This window comes from Lysobacter solisilvae (assembly GCF_016613535.2).
GTDB classification, from domain to species: Bacteria; Pseudomonadota; Gammaproteobacteria; order Xanthomonadales; family Xanthomonadaceae; genus Agrilutibacter; species Agrilutibacter solisilvae.
This window is the reverse complement of record NZ_CP071518.1, coordinates 2,255,157-2,267,024: the sequence shown is the minus strand read 5'-3', so window position 1 is coordinate 2,267,024 and position 11,868 is coordinate 2,255,157. Positions and strand designations below refer to the sequence as shown.

The following is an 11,868-nucleotide window of genomic DNA, read 5'->3' as shown; positions in this document are numbered from 1 at the left end:
CGTGGCGCTCGCCACGGCCGCACCCGCGGCTCAGGCCGCCTGCACCTGCGGTCGCATCGCGCCCAGCTGGTACCAGTCGACCTTGCGCGTGGCCGCCATCAGCCCGGCCAGGATCACGAAGAGCAGGGCCGCGCCCAGCACCAGCGCGTTGTCCTCGGACACCAGCAACCCGTACAGCGCCGCGTACAGGGTGGCGAGCATCGCGGCGAAACCGATGCCGCGCGCCTTGCTCTGCAGGACCGAGCTCAGATAGAAGCCGATCAATCCGATGCACGCCACGCTGGCGATCAGATACGCCCAGTGGAAGGGAATGTGCTCGCTCAGGCTCACCAGCAGCAGGAAGAAGATCGCCAGCGCCAGGCCCACCAGGCCGTACTGGATGGGGTGGATGCGCAGCTGCTTGATCAGTTCGAACATGAAGAAGCCCACGAAGGTGAGCAGCACGAACAGCAGCCCATACTTGCTTGCGCGATCGGCCTGGGTATAGACGTTGACCGGATCCATCAGGGATATCGCGACCGCGTCGATGCCTTCCGTCGCTGGATTGCCGGCGTTGTCGTCCACCGCCGGACTGCTCGCCGAGACGCCGGGAAGCGTCCTGCCGGCGAGGAACTGCCGCTGCGCGCTCGACGCCAGCGACGACACCTCCCACTGCGCCTTGAACCCCTTGGCGCCGACCTGGGGCGAGTTCGGCAGGAAATCCCCGCCGAAACGCGGATGCGGCCAGGCCGACGCCACCTGGAAGGTGTTGGCGCGGGCCAGCGGCACGAGCGCGAGCGATTCAGTACCGGCGAGCCGGAGTTTCAGTCGCGTATCCAGACGCAACACCTGGCCGGCGCGCGGCGCAGCCAGCCGCACGTGCACCCCGCCCTGGTCGCGGCTTCCAAAGCCCTCCTGCAGACGCTGAGCGTGGCCGTCGAGCACCAGCTGCGGCATGCTCGCCAGGCCGCGCACGTCGGCGATCCCGTAGCTCAGCCAGGGTTGGCCGATCCGGCGCGGCAGCCGCGGATCGGCATCGGCGGGAATGACCACGTCGAACTGCGCCCGCGCCGCGGCGTCGAATGTGTAGACCCGCACTTCGTGCAGGCCGAGCCGCCGCGTCTGCGGCAGCAGCGTGCCGGCCACGGACAGTCGCTCCGGGAAAAACGTCCAGCGACCGGCCTCGCCGTCGCGGATGACCTTGCGGACGACCTCACCCGCCGCATTCTTCTCCTCGACCTCGACCTGGTCCACGTACGGCACCACCAGCACCGGGCCCGCGAACGACTGCGCACCGGCGGAGCTGCGCGATACGTTGGACACGGCCTGCGCGCGATACTCCTGGCGTTCGCTGATCGTGCCACGGATCAGCAGCAACGGGATCATGATCGCGATCGTCATGCCGAACACGAGCATTATTTTCAGTAGCAGTCGCATGGGGTCCTCCTGGGGCGGGCGTGCCGTCAGGTTCGGACCGATGGGTGCGCCGCCGATGGCGCTACGGTGAAGTCCCGGTGAAGTGATCGGCGGGCAGCACCAGGCGCGCGACGGCGCCGCCGCCCTCGCGATTGGCCAGCGCGGCCTCACCGCCGTGCAACGTCGCCACTTCGGCGACGAAACACAGCCCCAGTCCACTGCTGCGGCTGCCGCCTTCGGGTCGTGGCAGCGAATAGAAGCGCTCGAAGACGCGCGGCAGGGCGTACTCGGGGATGCCGGGGCCGCGATCGAGCACTTCGAAGACCACCTGTCGCGGCGAGGACGGCGATGCGATCACGCGCAGGACGAGAGCCGAGCCGCGAGGCGCGAAGTCGGCGGCGTTCTCCACCAGGTTGACCAGCGCCTGGCGCAGCAGGAAACCGTCGCCGTGCACTGCCGCCGGCGCCAGCGCGGTCTCGATCTCAAGGCGAAGCTCATCGCGCGCCAGCCGTGGCGCACAGCTCTCGGCGACGCCCTTCAGCAGTGGCGCGACCGGCACCGGCTCGGGGTTTTCCAACCTCTGGCGATGCTCGACGCCCGCCAGGGCCAGCAGCTTGTCGATCATCTGCGCCAGGCGGTCACTCTGCATCCGGATGCTGCCGGCGAAGCGCGCGCGGTCCTCATCGCTCATCGGACGCGCATGGCCGGCGTCCTCGAGCAGTTCGGCGCTGCCACGGATGGCAGCCAGCGGGCCCTTCATCTCGTGGGTGAGCGTGTGGACGTACTGTTCGACATACTGCTTGCCTTCCAGCCGATGACGCATGGTTTCCAGCGCGCGGCCCAGCTCGTCGAACTCGCCCGCCGAGCGCGGCAGGCTGGCGCGCTCGCCTGCCGTCACGGCATGGGCGTAGCGTTGCAGGCCGCCCAGTTGCCGCGACAGCCACCAGGCCGCGCCCAGGCCGATCAGCAGCGCCACACCGAGCAGGACCAGGCCCCAGCGCCTCACGATGCGCTCGCTGCGCAGGATGAAGGGTTCCATCGCGCTGTTGGGCTTGGCCACCGTCAGCACGCCAATGATGCGGCCATCGGTGTCGCGGATCGGCGCGGCCACGTGCATGACGGTGGCCTCCTCGCCCGCGTTCTTGCCGGTGCCGTCGGCGGGGCTGGAGCGCGCGCCATACCTCCCCCGCAGCGTGAGGTACACGTCGTTCCAGCGCGAATAGTCCTGGCCCACGTCGCGCCCGGCGCTGTCGAAGCGCACGATGCCGGTGGCGTCGGTGACGTAGACCCGGTAATAGCTGGCCCGCTTGTCGAAGCCCCAAATCTTCGCGCCCAGGTCGCGCCCGTGCAGGGCGCGCACCCGGCGGGCGAAACCGCCGTCGTTGATGTGGCCGGAACGGAAATCGTCCGTGGCCAGTTCCGCCAGCACGTTGGCGGTATCCACCAGCGTGTCCTCCATGGCCTGGCGCACGCCGGGCTTGACCTCCGCCACGAAGACGCGGGCCAGCAGCAGCGCGGCGAGCGCGACGATCACGAAGTATCCCAGGAAGACGCGCAACCCGATTTTCATCGGCGTCCCGCCCCGCGCTGGCGACCGTCGGCGGACATCATCACCCTTCCAGCGAGTAACCCAGGCCGCGGTGGGTGCGGATCGGATCCACGTCCGCCGCCACCGCGCGCAGCTTGGCGCGCAGCGTCTTGATGTGGGTGTCGATCGTGCGGTCCCCACTGTCCAGCGCGTCGCCCCACACGCGGTCCATCAGTTGCGCGCGAGTGAGCACGGCGCCGGGCCGCTGCAGCAGCGCCGCCAGCAGGCCGTATTCGTAACGGGTCAGGTCGAGCAGGTGGCCCCGGAACTGGATGCGATGCCCCTGGGCGTCATGCACGAAACCGGTTGAACCGGCGACGACTGCGGGTCGCCCCCGCCGCAGCACCACGCGCACGCGCGCCACCAGTTCGCGCGGGGAGAAGGGCTTGGTCACGTAGTCGTCGGCGCCGATCTCCAGGCCCAGGATGCGTTCGGCCTCGGCATCGTGCGCGGTGAGGAAGATCACGGGCAGGTCGCCGCCATCCTGCGAGGCGACGCGCCGCAGCTCACGGCACAGCGCGAACCCGCCGATGTCCGGCAGGCCGACGTCGAGGATGGCCAGGTCGAAGCCCTCGCTGCGCACGCGGCGCAGGGCATCGCCTCCGGTCAGGCAGTGGTCGGCTTCGAACCCGTCCATCCGCAGCGCGTAGAGGACGGTGTCGGCAATGGCGGGCTCGTCTTCGACCAGCAGGATTCGGGGCATCGGTACGGGAAGCGGATCCGGACGCCCCATTGTGCCCCAGCAGGGCTACCCTATCGGGATGAACTATCGCCACGCGTTCCATGCCGGCAACCACGCCGACGTCCTCAAGCACGTCGCGCTGCTGGCGCTGTGCGATGCGCTGACCGCCAAGCCGGCCCCCGTCTTCGCGCTCGACACCCACGCCGGGCGCGGGTTGTACGCGCTGGACAGCAACTCGGCCCAGCGCACCGGCGAAGCCGATGACGGTATCGGGCGCCTGGTCGCCGAGGCGCCTGCCGACCCGCTGATCGGGCGGTACCTCCAGGCCGTGCGGGCCTGCCGCCACGAGCACGGCAAGCACGCCTACCCCGGCTCGCCGTGGCTGCTGGCCCATGCCCTGCGCGAGCAGGATCGGATCGCCGCCTGCGAACTGCACCCCGAGGAGGCGGCCCAGCTGGCCACCAATTTCAGCCGCGAGCCCCGCATGGCCGTGCACGCCCGCGACGGATACGCGGCGATGAAGGCGATGTTGCCACCTCGCATCGGCGAGACGCGTTACACGCGTGGGCTGGTCCTGATCGACCCGCCGTTCGAGGCGCAGCTGGAGGAATTCGACAAGGCCATCGGCGCACTGCGCGACGCCTTGGCCCGATGGCCGCAGGGCTGCTACGCCCTCTGGTACCCGATCAAGCTGCGTCGATCGCTGCAGCCGTTCTACCGGCGCGCCGCCGCGATGCCGGCCAAGTCCGCGCTGATCGCCGAACTGCTGGTCCGGCCCGACGATTCGCCACTGCACATGAACGGCAGTGGCCTGCTGATCCTCAATGCGCCCTTCCAGCTCGATGCCAGGCTGGCACCGGCGCTCAAGGCATTGGCCCAGACATTGGGCGAACGCCAGGCGTCGGCGCGGGTCGAATGGATCATGGCGCCGCCCTGAGGCGCACGCCCCCAGCGGCCGGCCCCGGCGCGATGAAGCGCCCGCCCGGCGTCGACTAAGGCTGCAGCTCAGGCTTGAGGTCGGGCTCGAAGAAGCTCCAGCGCACTTCCGGGAACTGCGCCTTGAGCGCGCGTTCCACGGTGTTGATCTCCTCGGCCAGGTGGCGGGTGGTCTGCAGTTCGCTCATTTCCGCCTGCACGGCGACCATCACGTCGTTGCCGAGCTGCAGCGTGATCACGCTGATCACCCGGCCCACTTCCACGCGCTCTTCCAGGAAGCGGCGGATCTCCTGCTCGCGCTCGGGATCCACGCTCTGGCCGATCAGCATCGCCTTGACCTCGATCGCCACGAATACGGCCACGACGATCAGCAGCGCGCCGATGGCGATGGTGCCGATCGCGTCCCAGAACGGATCGCCGGTCACCACGCTCAGGACCACCGCGAACAGGGCGAACACCAGGCCCAGCAGCGCGGCGAGGTCCTCGCCGAAGATCACCACCAGTTCGGCCTGGCGGCTCTCGCGGAACCAGCGCCACAGCGAACGGTTGCCGCGGGACTTGTTGACTTCCTGCAGGCAGGCGCGCATCGAGACGGCCTCGGCGATGATGCCGAAGCTCAGCACCCCCACCGCCCAGCCCCAGAACTTGATCTGCTGGGGATGCTGGAGCTTGTGGATGCCTTCATAGAGCGAGAACACGCCGCCCACGCTGAACAGCATGAGGGCGACCAGGAACGACCAGAAGTAGATCGCCTTGCCGTAGCCGAGCGGATATTCGGGCGACGCGGGGCGCTTGGCCTGGCGCAGGCCCAGCAGCAGCAGGACCTGGTTGGCGCAGTCGGCCAGCGAATGCACGGTTTCGGCGAACATCGCGCTGGAGCCGGTGAAGAAGGCCGCGACGCCCTTGGCCACCGCAATTGCAAAGTTGGCACCGAGCGCGAAGAAGATCGCGCGGGTCGAATCACCGCCGCCGGCCATGCAGTTTCCTTCTTGAATGTAAAAAGCCGCGGGATTCTAGCATCGCGCCCCGGAATGACCCGAAGGATGCCCCGCGCGGGACCGCGGCGGGGGCTCGCGCGGCCGGTCAGTCGGCCAGCGCCTGCTGCGTCTTTTTCGGCAGTTTCGCCCGGACCAGCTCGTAACTGCGACGGATGAGCTGGCGCAGTTCGTCGCGCGGAATCGCTGAAGCCACCGGGAGTTGCACCCAGTGCGCCCGGGCCAGATAGGGCGCCGGGATGAATCCCGGCCGCTCCGTGAGCTCCAGGAAGCGCTCGTCCTCGACCTTGAAACTGATCGAACCCTTCTGCGGGCCCCGCAGGCAGGTGGCGCAGAACATCTTGCCCGCGACCGTGAAAACCAGGTCGTCTTCCCACTTGGTGCCGGCCTCGACGCCAGGCCAGGCCGCTAATGCTCGCAAACTGCGTTCATTCATGTGCGGGATCCCGGCTGACTCGCGCACCCACGTGATGAAGCCCTCGACAAACGGTGTGACAAGATCATCCCATGACTGCGCGCGAACGCCTTCCGCCCTGGCACGAACGCCAGACGCTGGCCAACGGCCGCCAGGTGCTGATACGCCCGATCCGGCCCGAGGACGCCGAGCCCCTGCGGGCCGGTTTCAGCCTGCTCGAGCCCGAGGAGATCCGTCAGCGGTTCCTGCATATGGTCAGGGAACTGACTCCCGAGGCCGCCGAAAAGCTGACCCACACCAATCCGCGCAACGAGTTCGCGCTGGTGGTCGCCGAACCCCTGCCCCCGGGCGAGGCGCTGATCGGCGCGGTGGCACGGGTGGCCGCGGATGCGAATGGGCGTGATGCCGAGTTCGCGATCCTCGTCAGCCGGTACATCAAGAACATGGGCCTGGGCCGCTATCTGATGACCCGGCTGGTGAAATGGGCCCGCGGGAAGCGCCTGTCGCGCCTGTATGGCGACGTGCTGGAGAACAACGCCCCGATGCTGTCGCTGGCGCAGTCGCTGGGCTTCCAGCGCGAATTCCGCCAGGAATCGCCAGGCCTGGTGCGAATCGTCCTCGAACTCAAGCCGCGCACCGCGCGCCCGCCGTCCGACCAGCGGTCGTCCGCACACCCGATGCACGGGCGCTGATCGCGGATTTCCCGCTGATCGCCTGGACGCGGTGACGCGATCATCGCCGCCACTGCCGCTTGATGAGCGAGCGGTGGCGATTCTGCGGCGCCTCCCGAGCCACCGCTGACGCGCCCGCGCCGCCCGGCGCCTTGTCCCCACGCGCCTTGCTTTCGCGCCCAGCCGGCGCCATCTCCCCGCCGCGGGGCTGCGGACACAGGCCGCGGACCCCGCCTCCCGTACACTGCCCGCCCCTTTGCGCTGGCCGCGCTTCGCTGCCGGCGCCGCCTACGTTTTGCGCGCCCGCATGCCCAAGCCCGATCCGAACGCCATTCCCGCCCCGCCCCTGCCCCGGACCGGCCAGCAACGCGCCTGGTGGCGCCTGCCGGCGTCGCCGTCGGCGCTCGCCTGGCACGTGGCCCGAGCCGCGGCGACCCATGACGGGCCGGTTCTGGCCGTCGCCCGCGACAACCACGCCGCGCATCAACTCGAATCGGACCTGCGGACCTTCCTGGGCCCGCGCGAAGCCGTCGCAGGCCAGCCTCCGGTCGATGTCCTGGCGTTTCCGGACTGGGAAACCCTGCCCTACGACCAGTTCAGCCCACACCCCGACATCGTCTCCCAACGCCTGGCTGCCCTGCACCGGCTGCCCGGCGTCAGGCGCGCGGTGGTCGTGGTGCCGGTACAGACCCTGCTGCAGCGGCTGGCGCCGCTGCGCCACATCGTCGGGGGCAGCTTCGACGTGCGCGTGGGCCAGCGCCTGGACCTCGACGCCGAAAAGCGGCGGCTCGAGTCGGCCGGCTACCGCCACGTTCCGCAGGTCCTGGATCCGGGCGATTTCGCGGTGCGGGGCGGCCTGCTCGATGTCTACCCGATGGGCGCGGACTCGCCGTTCCGCGTCGAGCTGCTGGACGACGAGATCGAGACCATACGCGCCTTCGATCCCGAATCGCAGCGCTCGCTCGAGAAAATCGACGCCGTTCACCTGCTGCCCGGCCGCGAGGTGCCCCTGGACGAGATCGCGCTCAAGCGCGCCCTGGACGCCCTGCGCGACCGTTTCGACGTCGACACCCGGCGCAGCGTGCTCTACCAGGACCTGAAGGCCGGCCTGGCGCCGGCGGGGATCGAGTACTACCTGCCGCTGTTCTTCACCGAGACCGCGACGCTGTTCGACTACCTCGACGCCTCGGCGCTACCCCTGCTCGGCGAGGGGGTGATGGAGTCGGCCGAGCAGTTCTGGAAGCAGACCGAGGAGCGCTACGAGCAGCGCCGGCACGATCTGGAGCGGCCGCTGCTGCCGCCGACCGACCTCTACCTGTCGCCCGACGCGCTGCGCGAACGCCTGAACCAGTCAGTCCGCATCGAAGTCTGCGGGCCCGCGCACGCCCAGTACGAACGCGCCGCCGCCCTGGGCGACCAGCCCGCACCGGCATTGCCGGTGGCGGCGAAGGATGCGGCGCCCGCGCAGGCGCTCAAGTCCTTCCTGGCCAGCTACCCCGGGCGCGTGCTGGTGGCCGCCGACTCGCCGGGGCGCCGCGAAGCGCTGATCGAAGTGCTGGCGGCCGCGCAGCTCTCGCCCACGGTGCTGCCCGACTGGCCGGCATTCCTCGCCCAGCCGGAGCGTTTCGCCATCGCGGTGGCGCCGCTGGACGACGGCTTCGCGCTGGACGCACCACAACTGGCTGTGCTGACCGAGCGCCAGCTGTTTCCCGAGCGCGCTTCGCAGCCGCGCCGCCGCAAGCGCGTGGGGCGCGAACCCGAGGCGATCATCCGCGACCTGGGCGAATTGTCCGAGGGCGCGCCGATCGTGCACGAGGACCACGGCGTGGGCCGCTACCGTGGCCTGATCACGCTGGAGGCCGGTGGCCTTCCCGGCGAATACCTGGAAATCGAATACGCCAAGGGCGACCGCCTGTACGTACCCGTGGCGCAACTGCATCTGATCAGCCGCTACTCGGGTGCGTCGGTGGAAACCGCGCCGCTGCACTCGCTGGGCGGCGAGCAGTGGACCAAAGCCAAGCGCAAGGCCGCCGAGAAGGTGCGTGACGTGGCCGCCGAGCTGCTCGAAATCGAGGCCAGGCGCCAGGCGCGCGCAGGCCTGGCGATCGACGTGGACCGGGCCATGTACGAGCCTTTCGCAGCGGCATTCCCGTTCGAGGAAACCCCGGACCAGCATTCCGCGATCGAGGCGGTGATCCGCGACCTGGGCAGCTCGCAGCCGATGGACCGCGTCGTCTGCGGCGACGTGGGCTTCGGCAAGACCGAGGTGGCGGTGCGCGCGGCCTTCGTGACCGCGGCGGCCGGCAAGCAGGTGGCGCTGCTGGTGCCGACGACGCTGCTGGCCGAGCAGCACTACCGCAATTTCCGCGACCGCTTCGCCGACTGGCCGTTGCGCGTGGAGGTGCTGTCGCGCTTCAAGTCCACCAAGGAGATCAAGGCCGAGCTGGAGAAGCTTGCCGACGGCAAGATCGACGTGATCGTCGGCACCCACCGCCTGCTGCAGCCCGATGTGCGGTTCAAGGACCTGGGCCTGGTCATCGTCGACGAGGAACAACGCTTCGGCGTGCGCCAGAAGGAAGCGCTCAAGGCGCTTCGCGCCAACGTCCACCTGGCCACGCTGACGGCGACGCCAATCCCGCGCACGCTCAACATGGCGATGGCCGGGCTGCGCGACCTGTCGATCATCGCCACCCCGCCCGCCCATCGCCTCGCCGTGCAGACCTTCGTGGTGCCGTGGGAGGACGCGCAGCTGCGCGAGGCGTTCCAGCGCGAACTGGCGCGTGGCGGCCAGGTGTATTTCCTGCACAACGACGTCGAATCGATCGGCCGCATGCAGCGACAGCTGCAGGAGCTGGTCCCCGAGGCGCGCATCGGCGTGGCGCATGGGCAGATGCCCGAGCGCGAGCTGGAACGGGTGATGCTCGATTTCCACAAGCAGCGCTTCAACGTCCTGCTGTCGACGACCATCATCGAATCGGGCATCGACATCCCCAACGCCAACACGATCATCATCCATCGGGCCGACCGCTTCGGCCTGGCGCAGCTGCACCAGCTGCGTGGCCGCGTGGGGCGTTCGCACCATCGCGCCTATGCCTACCTGGTCGTGCCCGACCGCAAGGCGATCACCCCCGATGCGCGCAAGCGCCTGGACGCCATCGCCGCCATGGACGAGCTGGGCGCGGGTTTCACCCTGGCAACCCACGACCTGGAGATCCGCGGCGCCGGCGAACTGCTCGGGGAGGAACAGAGCGGCCAGATGGCCGAGGTTGGATTCAGCCTGTACACCGAACTGCTGGAACGCGCGGTGCGCTCGATCCGCCAGGGCAAGCTGCCCGACGTCGATGCGCACGAGGCGCGCGGCGCCGAGGTCGAACTGCACGTGCCCGCGCTGATTCCCGAGGACTACCTGCCCGACGTGCACACGCGGCTGACGCTGTACAAGCGCATCAGCGGCGCACGCGACAGCGATGAGCTGCGCGAGCTCCAGGTGGAGATGATCGATCGCTTCGGGCTGCTACCGGAAGCGGCACGCAACCTGTTCGCGATCGCCGAGCTCAAGCTGCGCTCCACGGCGATGGGCATCCGCAAACTGGACCTGGGCGACAAGGGCGGCCGGCTGCAGTTCGTCGAGCGTCCCAACGTCGACCCGATGGCCGTGATCCGGCTGATCCAGGGGCAGCCGAAGCTGTACCAGATGGACGGTCCGGACAAGCTGCGCATCAAGCTGGACCTGCCCGACGCGGGCACGCGATTCGACGCCGCGCGCGGCCTGCTGACACTGCTGGACAAGGCCGCCTGAGGGCGGCCGAGACTTTGGACACTGCTCGCCCCGGCGCACAGCCGGCACACTCCCCCTTTCCGTCCCTGGAATTTCCTCGATGAGCCTGCGCACGTGTGTCGGAACCCTCGCCGGGTTCGCCCTGGTCCTGTTGCTGTCGGCCTGCGCAAGTGCGGCAGGTCAGCACCAGGATGCGGCGTCGGGCGTCACCTTCGTGGTCGTGCGCCACGCCGAGAAGGCCAGCGACGGTGGCAAGGATCCAGGCTTGTCCGAAGCCGGCACGGCGCGCGCACAGGTCCTGGCCTCGCGTCTGCGCCGCTTCCCCGTGCGCGCGGCGTATGCCACCGCGTATCGACGTACGCAGCTCACCGCGGCACCCACCGCGCAGGCGCATCGCCTGGACGTGACGACGTATGACGCCGACCGGCCGGCCGACCAGCTCGCTGCCCAACTGCGCCGCGACCATGCGCAAGGCCACGTGCTCATCGTCGGGCACAGCAACACCGCGCCGCAGATCGCCGCGGCGCTTTGCGCCTGCACGGTCGCTGCGATGGACGATGCCGAGTTCGACCGCCTGATGACCGTGCGAATCGGCTCCGACGGCGCTGCCGTGTTCAGCCAGGAACGCTATTGATGGCGCATCCGGTCGTCCCCGAATGGACTGGCGACCTGGCCCAGCTTCAGGACATCCAGGCCGCACTCGCGCGGCAGGTGGTCATCCGGGACGACTTCCCGCGCCCGGTGCGCAGCGTGGCGGGATTCCACGTGCGTGCCTGGCCCGGCGACGCGAACGACCCGGACGACTCCGAGGGATTCGTCGAGGCGGCCGTGGTGCTGCTCGACGCCGACAGCCTGCAGACGATCGCCACCGGCGTGCATCGCGAACGGGCCCGCATGCCCTACCTGCGGGGCTTCCGCAGTTTCCGCGAACTGCCCGCGATGCTCGCCGCACTGGCGCAGCTTCCGGCACGACCGGACATGACGCTCGTGCCCGCGCACGGCCTGGCGCACCCGCGTCGCCTCGGTCTGGCCTCACACCTGGGCCTGGCCGCCGACCTGCCGACGATTGGCGTGGCGCAGCGCGTACTGCTGGGACATTCCTCCACGACGCTGCACGACATGCGCGGCGCATTCACCACCCTGCGCGACGAACGCCAGCAGGTGGGCTGGCTGCTGCGCAGCCAGGTGGGCCATGAGCCGCTGGCCGTGTCACCCGGCCACCGCGTCGCACTGCCATCGGCCCCGGAACTGGTCATGCGCTGGGTAGTCGGACACCGGCTGCCCGAGCCGCTGCGGCTGGCCGAACTGCTGCTGGAACACGTGCCGCACGGGCAGACTCCCTAAGGGCTGCCTCACGAGGCGGTCTGGGAAAGGGCACGCTCGATTGGGGCACTTGAAGACGCACGCC

General features: G+C 69.5%; 10 protein-coding genes. 5 read left to right on the top strand and 5 right to left on the bottom strand.

Annotated features, from left to right (window positions below; translation table 11 throughout):
- Nucleotides 1-30 precede the first annotated feature (30 nt).
- The 3 genes from creD to creB all read right to left on the bottom strand — a co-directional run bounded on the left by creD (nucleotide 31) and on the right by creB (nucleotide 3,686).
- Complete coding sequence (creD, locus tag I8J32_RS10080) at nucleotides 31-1,365, bottom strand: cell envelope integrity protein CreD (RefSeq protein ID WP_455423546.1); 1,335 nt, start codon at nucleotides 1,363-1,365, stop codon at nucleotides 31-33.
- A 112-nt stretch (nucleotides 1,366-1,477) separates the two neighbouring features.
- Nucleotides 1,478-2,965 carry a two-component system sensor histidine kinase CreC gene (gene creC / locus I8J32_RS10075; RefSeq protein ID WP_200611669.1) on the bottom strand — a complete coding sequence of 496 codons (1,488 nt, stop codon included), beginning with the start codon at nucleotides 2,963-2,965 and terminating at the stop codon, nucleotides 1,478-1,480.
- 40 nt (nucleotides 2,966-3,005) lie between these two features.
- Nucleotides 3,006-3,686 carry a two-component system response regulator CreB gene (gene creB / locus I8J32_RS10070; RefSeq protein WP_245156294.1) on the bottom strand — a complete coding sequence of 227 codons (681 nt, stop codon included), beginning with the start codon at nucleotides 3,684-3,686 and terminating at the stop codon, nucleotides 3,006-3,008.
- Between the two features lie 58 nt (nucleotides 3,687-3,744).
- Here creB and I8J32_RS10065 point away from each other — a divergent pair, with 58 nt between their 5' ends.
- Nucleotides 3,745-4,602: a 23S rRNA (adenine(2030)-N(6))-methyltransferase RlmJ gene (locus tag I8J32_RS10065; protein ID WP_200611665.1), complete on the top strand. Its 858-nt coding sequence runs from the start codon at nucleotides 3,745-3,747 to the stop codon at nucleotides 4,600-4,602.
- Nucleotides 4,603-4,657: 55 nt separating this feature from the next.
- Here I8J32_RS10065 and I8J32_RS10060 read toward each other — a convergent pair whose 3' ends face one another.
- Both I8J32_RS10060 and I8J32_RS10055 read right to left on the bottom strand, forming a co-directional pair.
- The gene (locus I8J32_RS10060) at nucleotides 4,658-5,578 is read right to left on the bottom strand and encodes a cation diffusion facilitator family transporter (protein WP_200611663.1); all 921 of its coding nucleotides are present in this window, start codon (nucleotides 5,576-5,578) and stop codon (nucleotides 4,658-4,660) included.
- A gap of 106 nt (nucleotides 5,579-5,684) precedes the next feature.
- Nucleotides 5,685-6,032: an MmcQ/YjbR family DNA-binding protein gene (locus tag I8J32_RS10055; protein ID WP_200611660.1), complete on the bottom strand. Its 348-nt coding sequence runs from the start codon at nucleotides 6,030-6,032 to the stop codon at nucleotides 5,685-5,687.
- Nucleotides 6,033-6,103: 71 nt separating this feature from the next.
- Here I8J32_RS10055 and I8J32_RS10050 point away from each other — a divergent pair, with 71 nt between their 5' ends.
- The 4 genes from I8J32_RS10050 to I8J32_RS10035 all read left to right on the top strand — a co-directional run bounded on the left by I8J32_RS10050 (nucleotide 6,104) and on the right by I8J32_RS10035 (nucleotide 11,804).
- Nucleotides 6,104-6,703 carry a GNAT family N-acetyltransferase gene (locus I8J32_RS10050; protein WP_207526545.1) on the top strand — a complete coding sequence of 200 codons (600 nt, stop codon included), beginning with the start codon at nucleotides 6,104-6,106 and terminating at the stop codon, nucleotides 6,701-6,703.
- A 286-nt stretch (nucleotides 6,704-6,989) separates the two neighbouring features.
- Nucleotides 6,990-10,481 carry a transcription-repair coupling factor gene (gene mfd, locus I8J32_RS10045; protein WP_207526544.1) on the top strand — a complete coding sequence of 1,164 codons (3,492 nt, stop codon included), beginning with the start codon at nucleotides 6,990-6,992 and terminating at the stop codon, nucleotides 10,479-10,481.
- 79 nt (nucleotides 10,482-10,560) lie between these two features.
- Nucleotides 10,561-11,094 (top strand): phosphoglycerate mutase family protein, encoded by a 534-nt coding sequence (locus I8J32_RS10040; RefSeq protein WP_200611653.1) that lies wholly within the window; start codon nucleotides 10,561-10,563, stop codon nucleotides 11,092-11,094.
- Complete coding sequence (locus I8J32_RS10035) at nucleotides 11,094-11,804, top strand: endonuclease V (RefSeq protein ID WP_200611649.1); 711 nt, start codon at nucleotides 11,094-11,096, stop codon at nucleotides 11,802-11,804. The genes I8J32_RS10040 and I8J32_RS10035 overlap by 1 nt, the downstream gene beginning before the upstream one ends.
- The last annotated feature ends 64 nt before the right edge of the window (nucleotides 11,805-11,868 follow it).

Excerpts from the sequence above, each read along its gene's own strand:
- creD (WP_455423546.1), bottom strand. The coding sequence starts at position 1,365 with ATGATCCCGTTGCTGCTGATCCGTGGCACGATCAGCGAACGCCAGGAG.
- creC (WP_200611669.1), bottom strand. The coding sequence starts at position 2,965 with ATGAAAATCGGGTTGCGCGTCTTCCTGGGATACTTCGTGATCGTCGCG.
- creB (WP_245156294.1), bottom strand. The coding sequence starts at position 3,686 with ATGCCCCGAATCCTGCTGGTCGAAGACGAGCCCGCCATTGCCGACACC.
- I8J32_RS10065 (WP_200611665.1), top strand. The coding sequence starts at position 3,745 with ATGAACTATCGCCACGCGTTCCATGCCGGCAACCACGCCGACGTCCTC.
- I8J32_RS10060 (WP_200611663.1), bottom strand. The coding sequence starts at position 5,578 with ATGGCCGGCGGCGGTGATTCGACCCGCGCGATCTTCTTCGCGCTCGGT.
- I8J32_RS10055 (WP_200611660.1), bottom strand. The coding sequence starts at position 6,032 with ATGAATGAACGCAGTTTGCGAGCATTAGCGGCCTGGCCTGGCGTCGAG.
- I8J32_RS10050 (WP_207526545.1), top strand. The coding sequence starts at position 6,104 with ATGACTGCGCGCGAACGCCTTCCGCCCTGGCACGAACGCCAGACGCTG.
- mfd (WP_207526544.1), top strand. The coding sequence starts at position 6,990 with ATGCCCAAGCCCGATCCGAACGCCATTCCCGCCCCGCCCCTGCCCCGG.
- I8J32_RS10040 (WP_200611653.1), top strand. The coding sequence starts at position 10,561 with ATGAGCCTGCGCACGTGTGTCGGAACCCTCGCCGGGTTCGCCCTGGTC.
- I8J32_RS10035 (WP_200611649.1), top strand. The coding sequence starts at position 11,094 with ATGGCGCATCCGGTCGTCCCCGAATGGACTGGCGACCTGGCCCAGCTT.